The organism is Streptomyces sp. NPDC006643 (assembly GCF_042870175.1).
Taxonomy (GTDB): Bacteria; Actinomycetota; Actinomycetes; order Streptomycetales; family Streptomycetaceae; genus Streptomyces.
On the sequence record NZ_JBIAHA010000018.1, the window covers coordinates 117,406 to 139,367 of the forward strand.

At 70.5% G+C, this 21,962-nt stretch carries 20 protein-coding genes; 8 read left to right on the forward strand and 12 right to left on the reverse strand.

Annotated features, from left to right (window positions below; translation table 11 throughout):
* Nucleotides 1-114: 114 nt before the first annotated feature.
* The gene (locus ACFYNU_RS24165; RefSeq protein WP_356585255.1) at nucleotides 115-1,215 is read right to left on the reverse strand and encodes an alpha/beta hydrolase-fold protein; all 1,101 of its coding nucleotides are present in this window, start codon (nucleotides 1,213-1,215) and stop codon (nucleotides 115-117) included.
* A gap of 159 nt (nucleotides 1,216-1,374) precedes the next feature.
* On the opposite strand from ACFYNU_RS24165, the gene ACFYNU_RS24170 reads away from it, so the two are divergent.
* The 3 genes from ACFYNU_RS24170 to ACFYNU_RS24180 all read left to right on the forward strand — a co-directional run bounded on the left by ACFYNU_RS24170 (nucleotide 1,375) and on the right by ACFYNU_RS24180 (nucleotide 3,940).
* Nucleotides 1,375-1,596 carry an MbtH family protein gene (locus ACFYNU_RS24170; RefSeq protein ID WP_356585256.1) on the forward strand — a complete coding sequence of 74 codons (222 nt, stop codon included), beginning with the start codon at nucleotides 1,375-1,377 and terminating at the stop codon, nucleotides 1,594-1,596.
* Between the two features lie 61 nt (nucleotides 1,597-1,657).
* The gene (locus tag ACFYNU_RS24175; protein ID WP_356585257.1) at nucleotides 1,658-3,262 is read left to right on the forward strand and encodes an amidohydrolase; all 1,605 of its coding nucleotides are present in this window, start codon (nucleotides 1,658-1,660) and stop codon (nucleotides 3,260-3,262) included.
* 219 nt (nucleotides 3,263-3,481) lie between these two features.
* Nucleotides 3,482-3,940 (forward strand): GNAT family N-acetyltransferase, encoded by a 459-nt coding sequence (locus ACFYNU_RS24180; RefSeq protein ID WP_356585410.1) that lies wholly within the window; start codon nucleotides 3,482-3,484, stop codon nucleotides 3,938-3,940.
* Here ACFYNU_RS24180 and argB read toward each other — a convergent pair.
* Nucleotides 3,924-4,694 carry an acetylglutamate kinase gene (argB, locus tag ACFYNU_RS24185; RefSeq protein ID WP_356585411.1) on the reverse strand — a complete coding sequence of 257 codons (771 nt, stop codon included), beginning with the start codon at nucleotides 4,692-4,694 and terminating at the stop codon, nucleotides 3,924-3,926. The genes ACFYNU_RS24180 and argB overlap by 17 nt on opposite strands.
* A gap of 641 nt (nucleotides 4,695-5,335) precedes the next feature.
* Here argB and ACFYNU_RS24190 point away from each other — a divergent pair.
* Entirely contained in the window at nucleotides 5,336-6,004 is a 669-nt protein-coding gene (locus tag ACFYNU_RS24190; protein WP_356585258.1) for an O-methyltransferase, read from the forward strand.
* Nucleotides 6,005-6,086: 82 nt separating this feature from the next.
* Here ACFYNU_RS24190 and manD read toward each other — a convergent pair whose 3' ends face one another.
* The 7 genes from manD to ACFYNU_RS24225 form a co-directional block, all read right to left on the reverse strand.
* Entirely contained in the window at nucleotides 6,087-7,301 is a 1,215-nt protein-coding gene (gene manD / locus ACFYNU_RS24195; RefSeq protein ID WP_356585259.1) for a D-mannonate dehydratase ManD, read from the reverse strand.
* A 52-nt stretch (nucleotides 7,302-7,353) separates the two neighbouring features.
* Complete coding sequence (locus ACFYNU_RS24200) at nucleotides 7,354-8,217, reverse strand: carbohydrate ABC transporter permease (RefSeq protein ID WP_356585260.1); 864 nt, start codon at nucleotides 8,215-8,217, stop codon at nucleotides 7,354-7,356.
* Nucleotides 8,214-9,176 (reverse strand): sugar ABC transporter permease, encoded by a 963-nt coding sequence (locus ACFYNU_RS24205; protein WP_356585261.1) that lies wholly within the window; start codon nucleotides 9,174-9,176, stop codon nucleotides 8,214-8,216. Before ACFYNU_RS24205 ends, ACFYNU_RS24200 begins: the two co-directional genes overlap by 4 nt.
* On the reverse strand, nucleotides 9,176-10,492 hold the full coding sequence (locus tag ACFYNU_RS24210; RefSeq protein ID WP_356585262.1) for a sugar ABC transporter substrate-binding protein: 1,317 nt from the start codon (nucleotides 10,490-10,492) through the stop codon (nucleotides 9,176-9,178). The genes ACFYNU_RS24205 and ACFYNU_RS24210 overlap by 1 nt, the downstream gene beginning before the upstream one ends.
* A gap of 188 nt (nucleotides 10,493-10,680) precedes the next feature.
* On the reverse strand, nucleotides 10,681-11,502 hold the full coding sequence (locus ACFYNU_RS24215; RefSeq protein ID WP_356585263.1) for a FadR/GntR family transcriptional regulator: 822 nt from the start codon (nucleotides 11,500-11,502) through the stop codon (nucleotides 10,681-10,683).
* A gap of 121 nt (nucleotides 11,503-11,623) precedes the next feature.
* Entirely contained in the window at nucleotides 11,624-13,039 is a 1,416-nt protein-coding gene (locus ACFYNU_RS24220; RefSeq protein ID WP_356585264.1) for a twin-arginine translocation signal domain-containing protein, read from the reverse strand.
* Nucleotides 13,040-13,114: 75 nt separating this feature from the next.
* Nucleotides 13,115-14,221 carry a glycoside hydrolase family 43 protein gene (locus tag ACFYNU_RS24225; protein WP_356585265.1) on the reverse strand — a complete coding sequence of 369 codons (1,107 nt, stop codon included), beginning with the start codon at nucleotides 14,219-14,221 and terminating at the stop codon, nucleotides 13,115-13,117.
* Between the two features lie 333 nt (nucleotides 14,222-14,554).
* Here ACFYNU_RS24225 and ACFYNU_RS24230 point away from each other — a divergent pair, with 333 nt between their 5' ends.
* Complete coding sequence (locus ACFYNU_RS24230) at nucleotides 14,555-15,484, forward strand: endo-beta-N-acetylglucosaminidase H (RefSeq protein WP_356585266.1); 930 nt, start codon at nucleotides 14,555-14,557, stop codon at nucleotides 15,482-15,484.
* A gap of 65 nt (nucleotides 15,485-15,549) precedes the next feature.
* Here ACFYNU_RS24230 and ACFYNU_RS24235 read toward each other — a convergent pair whose 3' ends face one another.
* Nucleotides 15,550-16,158: a TetR/AcrR family transcriptional regulator gene (locus tag ACFYNU_RS24235; RefSeq protein WP_356585267.1), complete on the reverse strand. Its 609-nt coding sequence runs from the start codon at nucleotides 16,156-16,158 to the stop codon at nucleotides 15,550-15,552.
* Between the two features lie 46 nt (nucleotides 16,159-16,204).
* Between ACFYNU_RS24235 and ACFYNU_RS24240 the strand changes: the two genes are divergently transcribed.
* Nucleotides 16,205-16,669, forward strand: coding sequence for an SRPBCC family protein (locus ACFYNU_RS24240; RefSeq protein WP_356585268.1), 465 nt, complete (start codon nucleotides 16,205-16,207; stop codon nucleotides 16,667-16,669).
* Nucleotides 16,670-16,703: 34 nt separating this feature from the next.
* Here ACFYNU_RS24240 and ACFYNU_RS24245 read toward each other — a convergent pair whose 3' ends face one another.
* Nucleotides 16,704-17,927: a saccharopine dehydrogenase C-terminal domain-containing protein gene (locus tag ACFYNU_RS24245; RefSeq protein WP_356585269.1), complete on the reverse strand. Its 1,224-nt coding sequence runs from the start codon at nucleotides 17,925-17,927 to the stop codon at nucleotides 16,704-16,706.
* 108 nt (nucleotides 17,928-18,035) lie between these two features.
* Here ACFYNU_RS24245 and ACFYNU_RS24250 point away from each other — a divergent pair, with 108 nt between their 5' ends.
* The gene (locus tag ACFYNU_RS24250) at nucleotides 18,036-18,773 is read left to right on the forward strand and encodes a TetR/AcrR family transcriptional regulator (RefSeq protein WP_356585270.1); all 738 of its coding nucleotides are present in this window, start codon (nucleotides 18,036-18,038) and stop codon (nucleotides 18,771-18,773) included.
* Between the two features lie 78 nt (nucleotides 18,774-18,851).
* Here ACFYNU_RS24250 and ACFYNU_RS24255 read toward each other — a convergent pair whose 3' ends face one another.
* A complete protein-coding gene (locus ACFYNU_RS24255; RefSeq protein ID WP_356585271.1) occupies nucleotides 18,852-21,083 on the reverse strand; it encodes a penicillin acylase family protein in 2,232 nt (743 codons plus the stop codon).
* A 477-nt stretch (nucleotides 21,084-21,560) separates the two neighbouring features.
* Between ACFYNU_RS24255 and ACFYNU_RS24260 the strand changes: the two genes are divergently transcribed.
* The gene (locus tag ACFYNU_RS24260) at nucleotides 21,561-21,950 is read left to right on the forward strand and encodes a hypothetical protein (protein WP_356585272.1); all 390 of its coding nucleotides are present in this window, start codon (nucleotides 21,561-21,563) and stop codon (nucleotides 21,948-21,950) included.
* The last annotated feature ends 12 nt before the right edge of the window (nucleotides 21,951-21,962 follow it).

The following is a 21,962-nucleotide window of genomic DNA, read 5'->3' on the forward strand; positions in this document are numbered from 1 at the left end:
CCCGATGACCCGGTGACGTGGCGACGCCGTGACGTGGTGACGCGACGGACGTTGTCAGCCGTGGTGCTGGGGTCGAACGAGGTGACGCGCCGACCGTGCGGCCTGGGCCTTTGGTCAGCCGAGCGCCCAGGCGACATCCCTGAGCAGGGCGTGCCGCCAGCTCACCCGGTCGTGGCCGGCCGGCGACCGTGAGACCCGCACGGTCGCACCGGCCTCCGCGACCAGAGCCTCGGTCACCTCGCAGTGGGGCAGCATCCGCGTCTCGTGCTCCCCGACGTCGAACGCGCAGCGCAGCCCGGACAGCTCGGGGCGCCGCTCGCGCAGAAGCGCGGCGACGGTCCCGCCGACCGGGCCGCCCAGCGGGTCCGGCAGCCCCGTGGCGTCGGGTGTCCACCAGAACGACGCCGACTGACAGGCGACGCGGGACACCAACTCCGGGAATTGAAGGGCCGCGTGGAGCGCGCTCAGCCCGCCGAGACTCTGCCCCGCGACCACCAGCCGGTCCCAGTCGGCCCGTACGCCGCTCTCGGTCACCAGCGGGCGCAACTCGTCCCGTACCGCCTCCCACAGCTCCGGCCGGCAGCCGAACTCGGCCTCCCTGTCCTTGGCCGGCAGGAAGACCAGGGTGACGGGCGGCAGGTCGCCTGCGGCGACGGCCGAGTCGAACGCGGTCATGGCGGGGTGCAGATACAGCCAGTCGTCCCCGTCGAGCAGCAGGACCACCGGTCCGCCGCCGCCCACCGGGTGGACGCGTACGGTACGCCGCCCACCGAGCCGTTCGCTGTTCCAGCGCAGCCGTACGCGGGGGAGCGGCAGGACGTCGTCGGCGCCGACGGCGGGCCAGTGCGGCTGGTCCGGGGCGTCGGGGGTCGCGGCGATGGAGCGGTCACCGCCGGCGGCGACCGGGTTGAGCGGGTCGGCGTAGGTGGCGCCGTCCGCCAGAAGCCGGTAGGTCACCCGTAGCCGCGCGGGCAGGGGCACTTCGGCGTACCAGCAGTCCGAATCCGCCCACCGGCGCAGGGGAGTCGGCTCCGGCCCGCTCTCGAACTCGATGCTCGCCGGTGATCCCCGCCACAGGAACAGCGTGCGCCAGCCCCCGTCGTCGGCCCGGACCGACGCCGGTGTCCGCGCCGCCGCCCAGAACGCGTCGGTGCCGGGCTCGCCGGACAGTCCGAACTCTGCGAAGGCGTGCTCCCGGTCGGCCGCGAGGGGCATCAACGTCTCCTTGTGAGAGGGAAGGCGAAAGGCTAAGCTCGCCATTGATTAGGGGAGCCTAACCTAACGTGGTCTCTCCTTTCATCCCGATCCGGCTCCCGATCCACACCCCGGCGGTGCGCTCACCCGCGCGCCGTCGGCCCCGAGGAGGCACGCACCATGAGCACCACCCCCCTCAACCCGTTCGACGACCCCGAAGGCCGGTTCCTGGTCCTGGTCAACGACGAGGGGCAGCACTCGCTCTGGCCGTCCTTCGCCGAGGTGCCCGGGGGGTGGACGATCGTCTTCGAGGAGAACACCCGACAGGCGTGCCTGGACTACGTCGAGGCCAACTGGACCGATCTGCGTCCCCGATCCCTCGCGGCGTCCACGGACGTGTGACCTCGCCCGGTCGTGCGGCGCACCCCGCCCCCGCGGCCGGCATCCCGGAGGGGCACCGCCGATGCTCTGCGCCAGACTGACCAACGCCCGCTTCCTCACCATGGATCCGGACCACCCCGTCGCCCATGACCTGGGCATCTGGCGGGGCCGGATCGTGGGCCTGGACGAGGCCGTGACCTCCTTGCCCGCGCGCGAGGTGATCGACCTTCAGGGCGCCACCGTGCTGCCCGGGTTCGTCGACGCCCATGTGCATCTCGCCTGGACGGGGCTGAAGGCGGACACCGTGAGCATCGCGGGCCGTACGCGGATCGAGGACGCGCTGGCCGTCGTGGCGGAAGCCGCCGTCCGCGCGGGCCCGACCGGCGGCTGGCTGAGCATCGCCGGTTACGACCAGCGGGCCCTGGGCCGTCATCTGACCGCCGCCGAACTGGACACGGTCAGCCAGGGGCACAAGGTGTTCCTGCTGCACGACTCCGGACACGGCTGCGTCGTCAACTCCGCCGTCCTCGATCTGCTCCCCGCCGGCGTCCCGCACGAGGACGGCTTCCTCGCCGAAGGTGCCATGGGCGCCGCCCGCGCACTGCGCCTGCCTCACTCCCAGCGGGAGCTGGCCGAGGCGATCGGGCGCGCCGCCCGGACCTGTCTGGCCGAGGGCGTCACCGCCTGCGCGGAGGCGGGCATCGGCGGCGCCCTCTTCGGGCACAGCCCGGTCGAGCTGGGTGCCTACCAACTCGCCCGCGAGGAAGGCCTGTTGCCGCTGCGCGTGCAGCTCATGGTGGCCGCCGACCGGCTGGGCCCGGTTGCCGCGCACCGGGACGACGGCATTCCGCGGGCCCTGGATCTCGGTCTGCGCACCGGGTTCGGCGACGACCGTCTCTCCGTGGGCGCGCTGAAGGTCTACACGGACGGCGGCATGATGGCGCGTACGGCGGCCCTCAGCCGGCCGTACGAAGGGCTGGACCACACCGGCCAGTTGCAGGACGACCCGGAGGTCCTGGCGGACACGATCGTGGCCGGTCATCTCGCCGGGTGGCAGCTCGCCGTCCACGCGATCGGCGACCGTGCGGCGGACCTCGCCCTGACCGCTCTGGAACGGGCCCAGAATCTTCGGCCGCGTCCCGGCGCCCGGCACCGTATCGAGCACGCCGGCCTGATCCGCCCCGACCAGCTCCCGCGCTTCGCCCGACTCGGCGTCAGCGCGGTCGTCCAGCCCAGCTTCCTGCGCTACTTCGGGGACGACTACGCGGCGGTCATGGGCGCGGAGCGGGCGCCGTGGCTCTACCGGGGCAGGGCGTTCCTGGACCACGGCATCCCCCTCGTCGGCAGCTCCGACCGCCCTGTCACGGACGGATCCCCGCTGCGGGCGATCCAGTTCATGGTCGAGCGGGCGTCCGAGTCGGGCCGGGTGATCGGCCCGGACGAGGGCGTCACCGTCGACGAGGCCCTGCGCGCCTATACGGTGGCGGGGGCCCACGCCTGCCACTGGGAGGACACCCTGGGCAGCCTCACCCCGGGCAAGGCCGCCGATCTGGTCGTACTCGGCGACGACCCCCGACGGGTCGACGTCGCGCGTATCGGGGACATCGAGGTGGTGGCCACCTATGTGGACGGCGTCGAGGTGGCGGTCCAACAGGAGCCTCCCCGACTGGACTTGGAAGTAAGGTAAGGCTAACCTAATCTCGTTTGTCTCGTCGGAGTGCCACGGCGCCGAGCCGTCCTCCGATCGTGGAACCGAGGAAGGAAAGCCTTGATCACGGCTACGCCGCGCCCCGCCCCCCAGTCGCACGCCCCCCAGTCGCACGCCCCCCAGTCGCACGCCCCCCAGTCGCACCCCCTCCAGCCGCAGGCCCCACGGCCGCACGCGCTCCGCACGTCGGCACTCGTCGTGCGCACCGCCCGGCGGGAGGACGCCGCCGCACTCGCCGAACTCTCCCGGCCCTTCGCCCGCTCGGGGGCGCTGCGTGAGCGGCCCGCCTCGCTGTACGCCACCCACGCGGCCGACTTTCTCGTGACGGAGGTCCCCGGAGGCACCCTCGACGGCTGTGTGGGACTGCGGGTGTACCCGGGCGCACCGGGGGAGGGACGGGGACCCGTGGGCGTTCTCTACAACTTCTGTGTGGCCGGGCACCGGCAGGGGCACGGGGCGGGGGCCGGGCTGCTGCGCGCCGCGCTGGCCGTGGCGCACGACCGGTCGCTCGGAGCGCTGTTCACCGCGACGACCGGCGGGGGCGGCCTGTTCCTCCGCCACGGCTTCGTGCCCACCACCGCCCGGCTGGCGCCCCCGTCCTGGGCGGCGGCGCTGGACCCCCGGCGTGACGCGCGAATCCTCAGGCGGAGTCTGTGACGGTGGTGCCGGGGCTGATCTCGTCGAGGACGCCCCGCAGTACCGCGTGAGGTACGCGGCCGTCGAGCACGTGCGCCCTGCGCACGCCACCGCGTACGGCCCGCAGGCAGCCCTCCATCTTCGGCAGCATTCCGCTCGCGAGACCCGGCAGCAGATCGTCCAGCGCGTCGGCGGTCAGATGCCCGATCACCTCGGTGCTGTGCGGCCAGTTCGCGTACAGCCCCGCCACATCGGTGAGTATCACCAGGCGCGCGGCGTCCAGGGCGACGGCCAGCGCCGACGCCGCGAGGTCCGCGTTGACGTTGTAGACCTGTCCGTCCGCGCCGCGCGCCACGGGCGAGACCACCGGGATGTGCCCCCGCTCCAGGAGCGTGCGCACCATGCCCGGGTTCACCTCCACGATGTCGCCCACCAGGCCGATGTCCACCGGCCGCCCGGCCACCCACGCCGGCCGCCGCACGGCCGTCAGCGTGTGCGCGTCCTCGCCCGTCATCCCGACGGCGAAGGGGCCATGGGCGTTGATGTGGCCGACCAACTCCCGCTGGACCCGGCCGGACAGCACCATGCGGACCACCTCCATGGTCTCCGGAGTGGTCACCCGCAGACCCGCCTCGAACCGGGTCTCCAGCCCGAGCCGGTCGAGCATCGCGCTGATCTGCGGCCCGCCCCCGTGCACCACGACAGGGCGCAGTCCCGCGCGCCACAGCTCCACGATGTCCTGGGCGAAGGCCAGTTGGAGACTCTCGTCCACCATGGCGTTGCCGCCGAACTTGACGACAACCGCGCTGCCCCGCAGCTCCCCGGCCGTCGCGGAGCGAGGATCGACTGTCTCCGGGCGGGTCGGCGACGGACGGAGGATCGCCCCGTCGGCGCAGCCGTTCGCCCCGGCCACGGTGGCCCGTTCCGTCATGGTTTCCGTCTCTCGTGAAGTCGGTCGTGAGGTCGGTCGTGTGGCCCGTCGTGAGACCCGCCGCGGTCGTGCCGTCGTGCCGTCGTGCAGTGTGTCGGCGTGTCATGTTCGACGGGCCACGTTCCGGTGTCCGGTCGATGGCGCCCGCGGGGGAGTTGCGCGTTCTTCGGCTCCCGGTACGCGAGAAGTCCGCGCCGGAGACCGTCCGTTGCGCGGACCCTGCCGCTGCGTGCGGCCCGGCGAAGCACCGGAGTGTGTTCCTCGGCCGACACGCCACCGCGCCCTGACCACCCGTGGATCATTAGCTTAGCCTAACCTAAGTGGCACCATGCCGGCCGGGGGATCGGCGCCGTACGACGCGTCCTGTCGCGCGCACCGGCGTCCTCGGTGCCGCGCCGCCCGCGAGGCACAATTGGGCCGCCGCCCGTGGCCCTGCGGGCGCCACTTCCCACGCCTCCTCCAACTCCTCCCGAAGGACTGACGACATGAGCAGCCGCGCGGACGCGATCAAGACCGTCGCCCTCACCCCTGATGTGTACGAGTACGTCCTGGCCCAGGCGGAGCCGCCAACTCCCGTCCAGGAAAGGCTGATCGCCCGCACCCGGGCGCTCGGCGGGCCCGCCGCGATGCGCGTTCCGCACGAACAGGCCGTCCTGCTCACCCTGTTGGCCCGGCTGACCGGCGCTCGCAGCATCGTGGAAGTGGGCACCTTCACCGGCTACTCGACCCTCGCGCTGGCCGAGGGGCTGGCCCCCGGCGGCCGTGTCCTCGCCTGTGACGTCTCCACGGAGTGGACCTCCATCGCGCGGGAGGCATGGCGCGAGGCCGGGGTCGAGGACCGGATCGATCTGCGGATCGCCCCGGCCCTCGACACTCTCAGGTCCCTGCCGGCGGAGCCCCTGATCGACCTCGTCTTCCTGGACGCCGACAAGCCGGGCTACCGCGCCTACTGGGACGAACTCGTCCCGCGTGTACGTCCGGGCGGACTCCTCCTCGCGGACAATGTGCTGTACGGCGGCGACGCGGCGCGCGCCGACGCGGCGGGCAGCGGCCTGGCGGTCCGCGAGTTCAACGCGCACGTCCGCGCCGACGACCGGGTCGAGTCCGTGCTCCTGCCAATCGCGGACGGCCTGACCCTCGCGCGCAAACGCTGACCTCGCGCGCAGACGCTGACCGCGCCCGGCTCACGGACCTCGCCCGGCCACGGCCCCGACCGGCTCGCGCACGGCGACCGGCTCACCAGTCGTGGACGGTCCCGTCGTGGAGGCGGTTGACCGGCAGATACGCCGGGGCGTACGGGTGCGCGGCGGCCAGCTCCTCGTCCAGCTCCACACCGATACCGGGGGCCTCGCCCGGATGCAGATGCCCGTCGGTGAAGGTGTAGGCGTGGCGGAACACCTCCTTGGTGAGCGAGGTATGGCCCGAGTACTCCTGGATGCCGAAGTTGTGCACGGCGAGGTCGAGATGGACGGCGGCGGCCATCCCCACCGGGGAGATGTCCTCCGGCCCGTGCACGGCGCTCTTGATCTGGTACTGGGCGGCGAAGTCGAAGAGCTTGCGCAGCGGGGTGACCCCGCCGAAGTGGGTGACCGCAGACCGTACGTAGTCGATCAACTGCTCGGTGATCAGGGTCTGGTAGTCGTACACCGTGTTGAAGACCTCGCCGATGGCCAGCGGTGTGGTGGTGCCGCGCCGCACCAGGCGCAGTGCCTCCTGGTTCTCGGCGGGTGTGCAGTCCTCCAGCCAGAACGGCCGGTAGGGCTCCAGGTCCTTGCCGAGCCGGGCGGCCTGGATCGGGGTGAGCCGGTGGTGGGCGTCGTGGAGCAGCGGCAGCTCGGCGCCGAACTCGGCGCGTACCGCCTCGAACACGGCCGGGATGTGCCGCAGATAGGCCGCGGTGTCCCAGTCCTCCACCAGCGGCCGGGCCTGCTGGTGGAGGACCGGCGCACCCGTGTCGTCCGAGTCGGACACCCCGTAGACGGCCTTGAGACCGGGGATGCCGGACTGGATACGGACGGCGGGGTAGCCCTCGGCCAGCCTGGCGCGTACGGAGTCGAGCAGCTCGGGTATGTCCCGGCCGTTGGCGTGGCCGTACGTGCCGACGCGTTCCCGGCTGGCACCGCCCAGCAGCTGGTAGAGCGGGAGCCCCGCGGCCTTCGCCTTGATGTCCCACAGCGCCACGTCGACGGCGGCGATGGCGGCCATCGTCACCGGTCCGCGCCGCCAGTACGCCCCCCGGTACAGCGACTGCCAGGTGTCCTCGACGCGGTGCGGGTCGAGGCCGACGAGCAGCGGTGCCACATGGTCGGTGAGATAGCTGACGACGGCGAGTTCCCTGCCGTTCAGGGTGGCGTCGCCGAGGCCGGTGAGACCCTCGTCGGTCGTCAGCTTCAGGGTGACGAAGTTGCGGCCGGGGCTCGTGACGACGACCTTCGCGTCGACGATCTTCATGCGTGTGTTCTCTTTCCGGAGGTCGGAGGTCGGGGGCCGGGAGCGTGTGTGGTCAGCCCTTGGAGGCGCCGGAGGTCAACCCGGCCACCAGGTATTTCTGTCCGACGACGGCGGCCAGGACGACCGGCACGGTGATGAGCGTCGCGGCGGCCATCAGCCCGCCCCAGTCGGTGCTCGCGTACGAGATGAAGTTGAACAGGGCCACCGGCACTGTCTGCGTACTGTCGTCGGCGAAGACCAGCGCGAACATGAAGTTGTTCCAGCTGAAGACGAACGCCAGCAGCGACGCGGTCGCGGTGCCCGGTGCGGCGAGCGGCAGCGAGATGCGCCAGAAGGCACCGAACGCGCTCAGCCCGTCGGTGCGGGCGGCCTCCTCCAGCTCGACCGGCAGCCCCGCGAAGAAGCTGATCATGATCCACATGATCAGCGGGACGGAGACGAACATATGGCTCAGCACCAGCACCGTGTAGGAGCCGACGAGACCCATCTGCGCGAACAGGTAGTACCAGGGGACGAGCAGCGAGATCGCCGGGACGATGCGCGCCACCAGGATCAGGGAGCCCGTGCGGTGCATCTGGAACCGGCCCACCGCCCAGGCGGCCGGTACGGCGATGAGGGCGGAAAGCACCGTCGATATCAGCCCGATCAGCAGCGAGTTGCCCATCGAGCGCAGGATCTGCCCGTCCTCGACGATGCCGCGGAAGTTGTCCAGGGTGGGGCTGAACCACAAGCCCACGGACGGGTCGGTGACCTGCACGTTGGTCTTGAAGGCCGCGGCGAACATCCACACGATCGGCAGCGCGAAGACGAGCGTCACGAGCGCGATGGCGGTGCCGCGCAGCCACGACCAGTTCCTGCGCCGGCGAGGCGTCGGGCCGGCCGGGCGGCGCGCGGCGGGGGAGACGGTGGCACTCATGCGTTCTTCCTTCCGCCACGGCGGCGCAGCAGCACCACGACACCGATGATGAAGAGCGTGAACAGGACCAGGACGGCGGCGGCCAGTCCGTACTCCTGGTAGTCGAAGGTGAGCCCGTAGGCGTAGACGTTGAGGGTTTCCACCTCGAAGTCCGAACCGCCGCCGGGGCCCTTGGTGGCGTAGAGGATGTCGAAGGTCTTCAGCGCGTCGACGGCACGCAGCACCAGCGCGGCGGCCAGCGTCGGGCCGAGCATCGGCAGGATGATGTGGCGGAACCGCTGCCAGCTGTTCGCCCCGTCGACCAGGGCGGCCTCCTCCGGCTCCTCGGGCAGCGTGGTCAGCCCGGCGAGCAGCAGCAGCGTCATCATCGGTGTCCACTGCCATACGTCGATGAGCATCAGGGTCGGCAGCGACTGGCTGACCGAGCCGAGGAACTCCTGCCGGGGCAGGCCGACGGCGGCGAGCAGATGGTTGGCGATGCCGTTGGTGGGGTCGAGGATCAGCAGCCACAGGATGCCGATCGCGACCGGCGTGGTGAGCAGCGGGATGATCAGGACGGTGCGCACCCAGCGCATCCCCCGGAACGACTTGCGCATCAGCATCGCCAGGGCGAGCCCGAGCACCGTCTCCAGCAGCACCGCGCCGACGGTGAAGATCAGGGTGCGGCGCGCGGCCGGCCAGAACCTGCGGGTGTCGCCCAGCGCCTCGGTGAAGTTGCGCAGGCCGATATGGGCCTTGTCGGCGTTCACCGCGCCGAAGGCGTCGGTCAGGCTGAGGTCGAGCGTGAAGGCCAGCGGGAAGACGATCATCAGGCCCACGAAGAGCAGCGCCGGAGTGAGCATCGCCCACTTCAGCCGCCGGTTGGCCTGCTCGAAGGTGCGCGGCCGGCGCGCACGGGGCGCCTTCGTGTCCGACGGGCGGGAATCCGTGGCGCCCGTGGCTATCTCGGTGGTGGACATCACGACTCCTTGTGGCGGTTGTCGCGTACGAGGAACTCGGCGAACTCCGCGTCCGCGTCACGCGCGACCGGTGGTACCGACTCGCCGAGGATGCCCGCGACCAGCGGGCGGCCGACGATGTCCCTGGCCCGGCCGACCTGGAGGACCCGAGGCCGGTCGTAGCCGAGGCCGCGCTCCGCGTTGAGCCGCATGGCCTCGGCGAGGTCGGGCGGGAAGGACGCCAGGGTCTTCGGGTCGGACCACACCGACGAGCGGGCGCCGGGTATGCCGTCCGACTGGAGGGCGGTCGACATCTCGGGACCCGCGGCCCACCGGATGAACTCCCAGGCGTCGTCGCGCAGCAGGGAGAACGCGTTGATGCCCAGACTCCACGAGGGGATGTTGTGCGGCCGGGCGCCGGCCGGCCCGGCCGGGAAGGGCGCGAAGCCGATGGTCTCGCGCACCCGGGACACCTTCGGGTCCAGGAAGCTGCTGTAGATCGCGTCGGCGTCTATGTAGAACGCCGCCTTGCCCTGCGCGAAGATCGGCATCGCCTGTTCGAGGCTCATGTTGGTCGCCCCCGGCGGGCCCGCCTCGGCGAGCAGGGCGCCGTAGTACTCGTACGCGGCGAGCGCCTCCGGGCTGCCGATGCCGGACTTCCCGCGAACGACGAAGTCACCGCCGTGCGAGTAGAGGAAGCTCGACCACTGGGACACGGCGCCGCTGCGCTGGCCGCGCCCGACATAGCCGTAGAAGCCCTTGTCCTTGCGGGTGAGTTCCCGCGCGGCGTCCATCAGCGCGTCCAGGGTGGGCGGCGGCCCGCCGAGGTCCTCGACCAGATCCTTGCGGTAGTAGAGCGCGGGGCGCTCGGTCACCACGGGGACGCTCAGCACCTTCCCCGCCGTGGTGGACGCCTCGCGCGGGGCCTTCTGGAAGTCCGGCCAGTCGAAGTCCGTGTCCGCCACCCGGTCGCTGAGGTCGGCGAGCCAGCCGTTGTGACCGAAGAGCAACTGCTCCTGGAGCGCGCGGACCATCATCACGTCCACATCGGTGCCCGACGCGTTCAGCTTGACGTTGTAGCTGCTCGCCAGCTGGTCGGCGGTGAGCAGGGTCATGGAGACCCGGCGCCCGATCAGCTCCTCGAATTCCTTGACCCGGCGCTGGATCGCCTGGGACCACACATGGTTGATCGCCATGATCCGCAACGGGGTGTCGGCCGAGGGTTTCCCGCCCCCGGTCGAACAGGCGCTCAGCGCCCCCAGCCCGGCGGCCCCCACGACCCCCGCGGCCAGTCTGCCGAAGGCGCGCCGGCTCAGTGGCTGGCTGCTCGTGGACATCCTCGTCCTCGTCTCTCCACGGTGTCGCGTGGTGCGTGTGTGTCGCATGGTGCGTGTGCATGTCGTCATGTGCCGGTCCCGACCGGCCTGGTCCAACTGGTAGGACCAGTTGGTTCAGACGGGACCGTAACAGCAGAAGAGCCACGTCGACCAGCCCTGAGAGGAAGTTTTCCGGACCCATGTCCGGCCTAATCGCCGGTTCGGCCGCTGCCCTGGCGCCCTTCGGTCTGGCCCAGCAGCGTCTCGATATGGTTGCGCGCCATGGTGTCGACCTGAACGTCGAGATCCGGCCCGTACGTACGCAGCCCGAGCATCAGATGCTCCCGCATCCGCGCGCAGGCGAGCTCCACGTCCCGTGCCTCGACCGCCTCGAAGATCTCCGGGTGGTGCGGCACACCCGGCTCACCGATCGACGGGTCGGAGTTCGAGCGGAGCATCATCTCGAACATCATCCCGCTGATAGAGGACAGCATGATCCGCAGAACCGGGTTCTTGCTCGCCACCGCCACGGCGTCGTGGAAGTCCATGTCGGCCTGGGCCTTGACGACGACATCGGTCGCCGACTCCAGGGCGTCCCGCGCGGACCGCATCGCCGCGATGTCCTCGTCCGTGGCCCGCTCGGTCGCCAGCCGGACCATCTCGACCTCCAGCGGGATCCGCGCCTCGATGAGCTGCCGGACGGTCGGTCGCCCCGCCCGGTACAGCGCGTCGTACCCCCTGGCCTGCCCCGAGGACTGCTCACGGACGAAGGAGCCCCGTCCCGGGGCGACTTCGATCAGATGCTGGGCCTCCAGCCGCCGCAGCACCTCGCGTACGACATTCCTGCTGGAACCGAACTGGGCGGCCAGCTCGCGCTCGGAGGGGAGCTTCGTCCCGACGGCGATCTCGCCGGACCGGATGTCGTGTTCCAGCTGGCGGGCGATGCGCTCCGTCAGGAGTCCGCGCTGGGCGGGGGCCGGGCGGTCCGACCGTGCGGAACCAGCCGGGGAGGAGGGGGCGGACGGCTGCATGCTCGCAGCGTACAGGCAGCTCACGCCCCCTACGCGCCCCCGGGCCCGGCCGCCGGGAGGGCGCCGACCGGGCGGTGATCGGCACGGTTCGGCCACCGAGAAGGCGCGGGCCGGCCGGCGCTCACCGCCAGATCAGCCGGTTGCCCGTCGAATTGCGCGCCAGGAACAGCGTCAGATACATCTGTCCCGCCATGGCGCCGATACGGTGCTCGCGCCCGTAGTACGTGTTCTCCCCCTCGGGGCCGTAGGTCCGGCCGTCGGTGAACCGGGACATCAGGGCGAGCTGGTCGGTGTTGTGCAGCCGCTCCCACTCGGCGGCGCGCGGCGTGATGCCCCGGTCCTGACCGGTGAGTGAGACCAGGAGGTCGAAGTTGCCGAAGTAGAAGGGGAAGTGCGTACCCCAGTCGTTGCCCTCGGGGTAGTAGATCTCGGCGGACCCCGGACGGTAGATGGCGCTGGTGCCGCCGCCGGGCAGCGGGAACTGCTTGTCGACCAGGGCGGCGTACGTCTGCTTGATGTTGTGCAGCGCCGCCCTCGGCGCCGCCCGGTTCGCGAGGCCGAAGACGAAGCCCTGGTACAGGCTCTGGTCGAAGGCCACCATGTACAGCGGATGCAGCCGTGCGTGGTTCTCCAGTGTCCCGTCGTCCGCGATGTTCGTCCCGCGCAGCCAGGTGGACAGACGGACGCCGTTGATGGTCTCGCGGCCGGTGAGGTCCGCCGGTCTGGCCGCCGCCGCCAGCAGCAGCTCGACATTGCGACGCGTCCAGCGGATGGCGCTCGGGTGCTCCGGCATCATCGTGGCGGCCAGCGACAGCGCGGCGGCGCTCCAGTTGTCCTCCTCCGCCTTGCTGTCCCCGGGGGTGACGACGGTGCCGTCGCGGCGCGTCATGTACAGCTGATCACCACTGGTGCCGATGAGGTGGACGGCGTCGCCCGTGGTGAGCCGGTCCGCCTCCCACACCAGCATCGCCACGATGTGATCGCGCTCGGTGGCGTCCAGCTGGTCCCAGAAGAGCCAGCCCGCCAGCGCCGTGTAGTACGCCCAGAGCGCGGTCTGCCAGCCGCCGCCCCAACGGGTCCCGGCGTTGGTGTTGTTGGCCCCGTGTCTGGCGGCGAGGGTCCGGATCAGATTGCGGGTCCGGATGGTGGCGTTCGCGGCGGAGAGCGTCCGGGGGTCGTACGTCCGTGTGACCAGGGCCGTGGTGGCGGCGACCGCGGCCATGGCGGGCAGCCGGACGGCGCGCTCGTCGGTACCTCTGAGGTCGATGTAGCCGTCGGGCAGATAGCGGGTGTAGGTCGCGGCGTACCAGGGGCCGATCAGATGGCGGGCACTCCCGGCGAGGATGGCCGTCACCCGGGTGCCGGCTTCGTCCGCCCCCGAATAGGAGCCCAGATCGGCCCAGTTGATCGGTACGACACTCGTGCCGTCCGCCGCCGACGCGGTGCCCGTCGTCATGGCCCCGATCGCACCGGCGAGTCCGATCGCGCTCGTCGCGCCGAGGAAGCGGCGTCTGGACAGCGGAAGCGGGTCGAACATGGGTGGACTCCTACTCGCGAGAGGCGCTGATGGCGGTCAGTGCGTGGTCGGAAGGCCGGAGGCCGGCAAGGGGCGTCATTCGAAGAACTTGAGGCCGTACCCGACGTTGGTGGTGGCGCCGGGGACATTGGCCCGGCGATATGTGGTGCTGCCCCACCAGACGGCCGTGCCGGTGTACCAGTAGCGGTTGGCCCACGAGTACGGCGTGCCCTTGGCGACCGCGTGGAACATGGTCGGGAACCGGTTGCCGGACGGCGGTCCCGCGGCGGCGTCGCCGCGCGGCAGTACGAACGTGGGGTGGCCGGGGCCGTCGACGTTCAGCGTCGGATCCCAGCCGGCCATCATGGTCGCGGCGTGCGAGCCGAACAGGCACCCGTTGCTCTTGTACCAGTCCCACACGTACGTCGGATCGCCACCGGCCCGCAGTCGCAGGTCGGCGACGCAGTAGTTGTCGCTCCAACTGCCGTTGGCGGAGTACACGATGTGCAACCGCCCGTCGGGGTCGACGACGGGCTGCGGGGTCTCGTTGATGTACGGGTTGCCGACGACCCGCTCCCACGGCTCGCGCGGCTGCGAGATGACATGACGGCCGCCGGTGGTCGTGGTGGGGCCGCTCATCCGGGCGATGTAGAGGTTCTGCTCGACGTTGGTGTCGCCGGACCAGCCGGACCACACGAACCAGCGCTGGCCGCCGAAGGTGAACGGCGCTCCGTCGATGGCCCACTTGTCGTCGGGCAGCGCGACCTTGGTGGCCGGGGAGTAGCCGGAGTCCGGGCTGGGTGAGCTGATGTGGTACGTCCGGTGGGCCGCGCCCCGGCCGGCGGCGAAGTAGATCCGGTACTGACCGTCGTGGTGCACGATCTCCGGCGCCCAGACCTCGCCGAGGTTGCCCGAGTCCCGCCACACCTGGTGCTTGGGCGCGGTGGCGACGCCCTCCAGGGTGGACGCCGTTCGCACCGCGATGCCACCGTCCACGGACTTGGCGGAGACATAGAGGTCACCGACCTTGATGACACTGGGGTCGGCCCCGCCGACGAGAGGGCGACCGAGCGTGGACGGCTGATCGCCCGTCACCCGGGCTCCCGCTGCGGCGAGTTCGGCGCCGGTCGCCATCTGCCCGAGGGCAAGTGCGCCGACGAGCGTGAGCGGAACGACGCCGGCGAGCCATCGGGTGGGCGACATCAGGTTTCCTCCTGATCATGTCCACGACAGAAAGCGCTCTCAGATCATCCCTGGGCGGTGAATGGTCGTCAATATGGCGAACAGGGTGGATGTGCCCGTGTCTTGATCGGGTTCGGCGCGGTCGGGGGACGGTCACGCCGCCGGATGTGCGGACGGGCCCTGTATGTGGCCAACTCCCGTACACCGAGGCTTGATTGCGGTGGGACGTGCGTGGGAGTCGTGAGAGTTCGGGCGGGATTTCCGGGAGGGCGGTCGCGGGGGCGGAAAACTCGGAGGGCTCACTCGGCCTGTCGAACAGGCCGGGCGCCGACCCCGAGGGGAGACCGATCAACGATGCTCACTCTGGTACGGAGAAGAGTACGGACGGCCGCGCTCGCGCTCTCGGCCGTCGTGGCCCTCGCGATCGGTGCGACCGCCACGACCGGGGCCGCGGCGGCTCCCGATCCAGGTCCCGCTCCGGCGAAACAGGGGCCGATCTCGGTGGCGTACGTCGAGGTGAACAACAACAGCATGCTGAACGTCGGCAAGTACACCCTCGCCGGCGGCGGTGACAACGTCTTCGACGTCGCCGTGATCTTCGCGGCGAACATCAACTACGACACGGGTTCGAAGACGGCGTATCTGCACTTCAACGAGAACGTGCAGCGCGTCCTCGACAACGCCGCCACGGAGATACGGCCCTTGCAGCAGAAGGGCATCAAGGTCGTCCTCTCGGTGCTGGGCAACCATCAGGGCGCGGGCTTCGCCAACTTCCCGAGCCAGGCGGCGGCTTCGGCGTTCGCGAAGAGCCTGTCGGACACCGTGGCCAGGTACGGCCTCGACGGCATCGACTTCGACGACGAGTACGCCCAGTACGGCACCAACGGCACCGGACAGCCCAACGACAGCTCGTTCGTGCACCTGATGACGGCACTGCGCGCGAACATGCCGGACAAGATCATCAGCCTCTACAACATCGGTCCGGCGGCGTCGCGGCTCTCCTACGGCGGCGTGGACGTCTCGTCCAAGTTCGACTACGCGTGGAACCCGTACTACGGGAGCTGGCAGGTCCCCGGCATCGCGCTGCCCAAGTCGAAGCTGTCACCGGCGGCCGTCGAGATCGGCCGGACCTCGCAGAGCACGGTCGCCGACCTCGCCCGCCGCACCGTCGGTGAGGGGTACGGCGTCTTCCTGACGTACAACCTCAACGGCGCCGATCGCAGCGCCGATGTCTCCGCGTTCACCAGGCATCTGTATGGCAGTGAGGCTCTCTACACCCCGTAAGGCGTCCGCTGTTCCGCCGGCCCGGGCCGGCGGAACAGGCCGGTCCGGCATGCGCGGAAGCGGAGTCACTCCGGGCCGTAGTACTGGCGGAGGAACTCCTCCATCGCGGCGTCGACGCCGGCGCGGTCACCGGTGAGGAGCAGGTCGAGCAGCAGACCGCGGACGGTGGCCAGTCCCAGCCTGGCGCGGTTCCGGGCCACGGCCGGGTCCGCGCCCGCGGCGACCTCCGTGGCCACGAGGGGTTCCAGCCAGCCGTTGACGAAGCCTTCCAGGAAGGGGCCGGTTTCGGGGCGGCCCCGCAGCGCGTGCCCGCAGATCTCGAAGAAGAGCCGCTCCTGACCGGCCAGTCGAGGATCCGTCAGCTGCCGCCACAGGAGCCTCGCGGCGTCGGAGGGGGAGAGGTCAGGGTCCAGTCGGAACCGGGACAGCAAATCACGCTGGCGCTGCTCCGACGTCCGGACGATCTCGACGAGCAGCGCTTCCTTGGAGCCGAAGTAGTGGATGAGCATTCGGTGGCTGACGCCGATCGCGTCGCCCAGGCCACGCAGGCTCAGCTCCGCGAAGCCGTGCGCCGCGACGTGGTCGACGGCCGCGTTCACCAGCTGGGAGCGCCGGTCCCTGTCCGCGCCGAGGGTGGCCTTGCCGGCGGGACGCGAGTTCTCCGTATTCACCACGTCGCGAGTGTATCGATTGGTACATGGCGTGTGTACCGTGTGGTACATGAAGTCCGTCACCGTGTCGATCGACGTTCCGCAGACGCCCGAGCAGGTCTACGACTTTCTCGATGTCATGGCTCACCACGAGCGATTCACCGACCACTACCTGACCGGATGGCGCTACAGCGGCCCCGGCCGTGGCATCGGATCGCGTGCCACGGTCACGGCGGCGCTGGGCGGCCGGAAGACCGACGTCACCATCGAGGTCGTCGAGGCCGACCCGCCGCTGCGCATCGTCGAACGGAACGTCAGCGCGGGCGGCCGGCGGCTGGCCCACGGCACCTACACCGTCGAATCGTCGCGCGGCGGCGGCAGCCGGGTCTCGTTCACCTACGCCTGGGAGCGCGCCCCGCTCGCCGACCGCTTGCTGGCGCCCCTCGTCCGGGCCACGATGCGGCGCGCCAACCGGACGGTCATGCGGCGGCTCGCCGCCGAGCTGGCGCGTCACGTGTCAGCCGACGGATCCTGACCTCGGTACGTACGGGTGCACGCCCCGGGCGCCGTCAGTTCTCCTCGCGCAGACCCCAGGGGGAGCCGTACGCGGTGAGGAGGTCGAGGAACGGGCGGGGCGGCAGGGCCTCGGGGCCGAGGAGACCGCTGCCGGCCCAGCTGCCGTCGGCGATCAGTTCAAGGGCGATGACGGGATTGATGGCGGTCTGCCAGACGACGGCCTGGGAGCCGTACTCGCGCATCGACCACTGGTTGTCGACCACGTGGTAGAGGTACACCTCACGGTCGGCACCGTCCTTGACGCCCTTGACCCAGGTGCCCGCGCAGGTCTTGCCGGTCATCCGGTCGCCGAGGGTGGCCGGGTCGGGCAGACAGGCGGCGACCACGTCGCGGGGCGAGACCTGGACCGGTCCGTTGCGGCCGGGGACCGTGACCTCGGTGGTGGAGTCCAGGCCCAGCTCGTGCAGGACCTTGAGCTTGGCGATGAAGTCGTCGCCGAGGCCGTACTTGAACGTCACCCGCCGCGCGTCGACCCAGCGGGGGATCAGGAGCACCTCCTCGTGCTCCACGTTGACGCACTCCACCGGGCCGATCCCCTCGGGGAAGTCGAAGACCTCCGGCTCGCTGAACGGCGGCGTGGTGAACCAGCCGCGCTCCTTCTCGTAGACCACCGGGGGATTGAGGCATTCCTCGATGGTCGTCCAGATGCTGAAGGACGGGGCGAAGTCGTAACCCTCCACGGTCAGGTCGGCGCCGTCCCGGACGCCGATCTCCTCGATCTCGTCGAAGAGTTCGTCGGCCGCGTACCGGGCGAAGACGTCCGACAGTCCGGGCTCCACGCCGATGCCGACCAGGGCCAGCCGGCCCGAGCGCTCCCACTCTCCGGCCAGCTCGAACTGCCCGTCGCCGAGCTTCACACCGCAGCGCTCGTACGGGTGCGTGCCGTGCGGCGACGACAGCGACATCGCCATGTCCAGGTAGTGCGTGCCCGCCGCGAGGGCGGCCCGGAACAGCGGCATGACGAACCGGGGATCGGTGGCGTTGAGCAGGACGTCGCACCGCTCCTCGACGAGCGCCCGGCGCACCGCCTCCTCGTCGGACGCGTCCAGGCGCAGCGCGCTGAAGCGGTCCCCGTGCCCGTCCAGCGCGGCGACGGCCGCCTCGGCGCGGGAGAGGTCGTAGTCGGCCACGGTCATATGGGTCAGGAAGTCCCGGCGGGCCGCGATCCGGGTGACGGCGGTTCCGACGCCGCCCGCGCCCACGAGCAGTACACGCATGTCGCACACCTTTCGTTCCCGCAGACGGGCGCCTGCCGGGTGCCTCGATGCAACGCGATGGCGTCGGCTAAGGTCAACCGTGTTGGCATAAGACCGGGGAGGACCGCGATGCCGAAACAGGTGGTGCCGGAGCCGGCGCGGCGCAGACGCCGTCCGACCCGGCAGGGCTCCGTACTGTCCGAGACGCTGATCGTGCGCACCGCGCTACGCGTGCTGAGGGAGCACGGCAGCACCGGACTGACCGCCCGCCGGCTCGGCACCGCCCTCGGCGCCGACCCGAGCACCCTCTACCGGTACTTCGCGGGCATGGACGATCTGACCCGGGCCATCGGCGAGGAACTCATGGGCCGGGCGCTGGACGGCTGGACGGCCACCGGGCACTGGCAGACCGACCTGCGTGCCCTCGGGCTCGCCATTCACTCCTCGTACCTGGCGCATCCGCAGGCCGCCGTACTGACCGCCAGCAGGGTCACCGGCCGGCCCCGGGAGATCGCGGTGGACGAGGTGATCCTCGGCGTCCTGCGCGACGCGGGCTTCCCCGACGCGACGGCCGTACGCGTCTACCACGCCTTCATCGACTCAAGTCTGGCCTTCGCGGCCCTGGACGCGGGGTCGCTGGCCCTCACCGACGAGGCCCGCGAGAGGGACGAGGAGATGTGGAATTCCACGTACGCCCGGCTCCCCGCCGACACCCACCCCCATATCGCCGCCACCGCCCGGCTGCTGGCCGGCCGTATGACACACAGCGCCTACCCGGTCGTCCTGGACACCTTGCTGAACGACGCGGCGGCGCGGCTCACGACCGGCCGGCGCCATCGGGACCGGCGGCCCGCTCCGGATGCCTGACCACGGGCGCCCGACCACGGGCGCCTGACCACGGATGCCTGACCACGCACCCGTGGTCGGGCGCCGGGCGCGCGTCCGTCACCTGCCGGGCCGGTACCTCCGCTCGACATGGCCCCTGAGGTCGTCCGGATAGAAGTGGACGGGCCGCAGATTTCCGCTCGCGTAACGCTCGGCCTGGTCGTCGAAGTGCGGTGAGTCGGGGTGTCCGCTCACCCCTCCCGCCGTCACCGCCCAGGCGCGCAGTCGCGGCCCGAACTCCACCACCGCCACGAAGCTGTTGCCACTGGTGCCGTAGTAACGCTTCGTACCCGGATACGCCCTGGCCCCGAACGAGGCGAGGGAGCCCCATCGTGAGGAGGCGAACGGCACGGGGATGCTCGGCTTGGCGTCGCTGAACTCCTGGACGATCGCACCGTCGTTGCGCTGGTAGCGGTTGATCTCGCCCCACGGCACCTGCCAGGTGCCGAAGCCCCGCCGCAGCCGGTCCGTCGCCGTCTCCAGCGCACCGAGCCGCTGCGCGTCCGTGGCACGGTCGGCGATGTAGTCCCACACCGATATCCCGGCCGCTGCCGCCGCCTGGGAGGTGAGCGCCCAGATGTCCTCACCCCAGAAGACGGCCACCGATGTCGCCTTGGACTTCGCGGACCACCGGTGGTTCCAGTCGCGGAGCAGGCCGACGGGACCGGCCAGCTTCTTCTTCCGCGCGTCGTGCTCCGGCAGTTGGTCCCACGCGGCGACGAGTCCCGGCAGCAGACGCGCGAAGGCGGTGAGATACGGGTCGAAGGCCGCCTCGATCAGTGTGCGCGGGGTGAAGTCGTCGCGCGCGGTCAGTACGCGGACCGCCTGCGGACCGCGCGGATTCTCACCCACCCGGTCGAAGTAGCGCGGATAGTCGTCCGCGTCGGGACTGTCCGTGCCGGCGGCGGTCCATGGCCAGTTGTTGGTGTTGAACGCCCAGCCGTTCCTCGGGTTCACCACCCGGGGCATGCTGTCCAGGCTGTGCGTACCGCGCCAGTCGGTCGCCGGGTCACTGCCGTCGACCGGCTTGAGGTAGTTGAACCGGTCGTCCCTCACCGGCATGAACTGCGGCATCAGGAAAGCTATTTCGCCCTTCGAGTCCGCGAAGAGCGTGTTGTTCGAGCTGTTCGCCTTCAACCCGGCGACCTTCAGATACTGCCGGTAGTCGCGCGTCGTGGTGCGCAGGAAGCTCTGCTTGAGGGCCTCGACGGGCTTGTTCATCAGCGCGCACGCGATCCACCTGCCGTCCGCCTCGCGCACGATCGGGCCGTGATGGGTGGCCAGGGTGGTGAAGGTGCGCGTCTCCTGACCGCCCAGCGCGGTACGGAAGGACAGGGTGACCGTCTTCGAGGTGACGGGGCGCAGTTCGTCGCCGTAGCGGTAGGAGCGCGTACCGTCCGAGCCCGTCACGATCGTCTCGGCGAACTCGTCGATGTTGTCGACGCCACTCGTCGTGTGCATCCAGCCCGTGTGCGCGTTGAAGCCCTGGTAGATGAAGAACTGCCCCCAGGTGGCGGCGCCGTAGACGTTGAGCCCCTCGCGGCTCGTCACATGCTGCTCGGCGCGGAAGAAGAAGCTGGTGTGCGGGTTGATCAGCAACAGGGCGTGCCCGTCGCGCGTATGGCTCGGCGCCACGGCGATGCCGTTCGACCCCGTGGGCTCGCGCAGGACCAGCCCGCGCTCCTCGTCGGTGATCGGCACGTCCCGGCCGCTGTAGAAGGCTTCGAGCTGGGAGAGCATGACCGACTCGATGTCGCCGCCGATGCTGCCCTCGGAGAAGCTCAACGGCATCCACGGCTCGAACCGGTCGAGCACACGTGGACGCACCTCCGGGTGGGTCGCGAGGTAGTAGTTGAGTCCGTCCGCCCATGCCCGCATCAGCGCGCGCAGCCAGGCCGGGCACTTCGCGTAGTCCTTCCTCAGCTCCTCGGGGTCGAGGAAGAGCCGCTGGCGCAGGTCCTGCCAGATGGCGCTCTCGCCCTCGGCCTCGGCGAGCCGGCCCAGGGCGACGAGGTAGTTCTGCTCGATACGGTTGAAGTCGTCCTCGGCCTGCGTGTACATCATCCCGAACACCGCGTCGGCGTCGGTCTCGCCCACGACATGCGCAACGCCCCAGTCGTCCCGCGTGATCGTCACCCGCGCGGCGTGTCCGCGCCAGCGGGCCTCGTCGGCCGGGGACGAGACCGATCCCGCGAACGCCGTCCCGGACGGCAGCCCCGCGGCGACGGCCAGCCCGGCCGCTCCGCCCAGGACACTGCGTCGGCTCGGCCCGAAGTTCTGCGGACGGCTCATGAACGGCTCCTTCTTCTTCGAGAATCATTCGAGAATCAGAGGATCGAGCGGCTTTACGCGGACTTGTGGGCGGCGTCCCAGACCTGCACTGAAGTTCGGTTGATCGCCCACGCGCACAGTCCTACCGAGGAAGCCCCGCCCTGACAAGATCCTCGCCGCCGTGCGCCGACGGCGTTCGGGCCCGACCGCACCGTCCGGCGCGCCTACCATGATCGTCGCCATGGGCACACACATCGCACCGGCCGAGGTGGCCGACTTCCACCGAACTCTGCCGTTCGGCCCACGGCTTGCTTGAGCCGGAGTCCAAGAGGGCGCGGTGCGGCGCCAATTCATCGGGCAGGGCTCAATGAGATTCGGATAATAGCGTTACCGAAGAACCCCCTGGGGTGGTTTATCTGTGGCTATTTCCCATGCCTCTGCCGAAGGGAAAGTTCCGTTGGCAGGATGCGCGGTAAGTGCACAGACAAAGGGGAAATGATGAACACGTTCCAACGGACGATGGTCGCGGCCATGACCACCGCGGCGACGGTCCTTTCGACTCTCGCGTTGGCGCCGACGGTACAGGCCGATGCCCTGGCCGGGCCTCTCGTTCTCGGGGAGCACCAGGACCTCGGCGGGGCGCAATGGAACTACACCAGCAGTCAGACGCGCCTCGGCTCGGCGGGTGACAGAGCCAGCTCCGTGCGGAATCGGGACGTGGTGGCCTGGGTGCTGTACGACGACACGGGCCACGCGGACCGCCACTACTGCATTCCGGCCGGCGGGTACATTCCCAATCTCCACGACGGCAGATGGAACTTCGGCGACAAGACCTCTTCCGTCAAGCGCCTGGGTTCCAACAGCTGCCGGGGCTACCCGACGTTCTGAACTCCGGTACCG

What these genes read in the sequence shown, in the direction of transcription:
- ACFYNU_RS24165 (WP_356585255.1), bottom strand. Translation starts at nt 1,215, where the DNA reads ATGCCCCTCGCGGCCGACCGGGAGCACGCCTTCGCAGAGTTCGGACTG.
- ACFYNU_RS24170 (WP_356585256.1), top strand. Translation starts at nt 1,375, where the DNA reads ATGAGCACCACCCCCCTCAACCCGTTCGACGACCCCGAAGGCCGGTTC.
- ACFYNU_RS24175 (WP_356585257.1), top strand. Translation starts at nt 1,658, where the DNA reads ATGCTCTGCGCCAGACTGACCAACGCCCGCTTCCTCACCATGGATCCG.
- argB (WP_356585411.1), bottom strand. Translation starts at nt 4,694, where the DNA reads ATGGTGGACGAGAGTCTCCAACTGGCCTTCGCCCAGGACATCGTGGAG.
- ACFYNU_RS24190 (WP_356585258.1), top strand. Translation starts at nt 5,336, where the DNA reads ATGAGCAGCCGCGCGGACGCGATCAAGACCGTCGCCCTCACCCCTGAT.
- manD (WP_356585259.1), bottom strand. Translation starts at nt 7,301, where the DNA reads ATGAAGATCGTCGACGCGAAGGTCGTCGTCACGAGCCCCGGCCGCAAC.
- ACFYNU_RS24200 (WP_356585260.1), bottom strand. Translation starts at nt 8,217, where the DNA reads ATGAGTGCCACCGTCTCCCCCGCCGCGCGCCGCCCGGCCGGCCCGACG.
- ACFYNU_RS24205 (WP_356585261.1), bottom strand. Translation starts at nt 9,176, where the DNA reads ATGTCCACCACCGAGATAGCCACGGGCGCCACGGATTCCCGCCCGTCG.
- ACFYNU_RS24210 (WP_356585262.1), bottom strand. Translation starts at nt 10,492, where the DNA reads ATGTCCACGAGCAGCCAGCCACTGAGCCGGCGCGCCTTCGGCAGACTG.
- ACFYNU_RS24215 (WP_356585263.1), bottom strand. Translation starts at nt 11,502, where the DNA reads ATGCAGCCGTCCGCCCCCTCCTCCCCGGCTGGTTCCGCACGGTCGGAC.
- ACFYNU_RS24220 (WP_356585264.1), bottom strand. Translation starts at nt 13,039, where the DNA reads ATGTTCGACCCGCTTCCGCTGTCCAGACGCCGCTTCCTCGGCGCGACG.
- ACFYNU_RS24225 (WP_356585265.1), bottom strand. Translation starts at nt 14,221, where the DNA reads ATGTCGCCCACCCGATGGCTCGCCGGCGTCGTTCCGCTCACGCTCGTC.
- ACFYNU_RS24230 (WP_356585266.1), top strand. Translation starts at nt 14,555, where the DNA reads ATGCTCACTCTGGTACGGAGAAGAGTACGGACGGCCGCGCTCGCGCTC.
- ACFYNU_RS24240 (WP_356585268.1), top strand. Translation starts at nt 16,205, where the DNA reads ATGAAGTCCGTCACCGTGTCGATCGACGTTCCGCAGACGCCCGAGCAG.
- ACFYNU_RS24245 (WP_356585269.1), bottom strand. Translation starts at nt 17,927, where the DNA reads ATGCGTGTACTGCTCGTGGGCGCGGGCGGCGTCGGAACCGCCGTCACC.
- ACFYNU_RS24250 (WP_356585270.1), top strand. Translation starts at nt 18,036, where the DNA reads ATGCCGAAACAGGTGGTGCCGGAGCCGGCGCGGCGCAGACGCCGTCCG.
- ACFYNU_RS24255 (WP_356585271.1), bottom strand. Translation starts at nt 21,083, where the DNA reads ATGAGCCGTCCGCAGAACTTCGGGCCGAGCCGACGCAGTGTCCTGGGC.
- ACFYNU_RS24260 (WP_356585272.1), top strand. Translation starts at nt 21,561, where the DNA reads ATGAACACGTTCCAACGGACGATGGTCGCGGCCATGACCACCGCGGCG.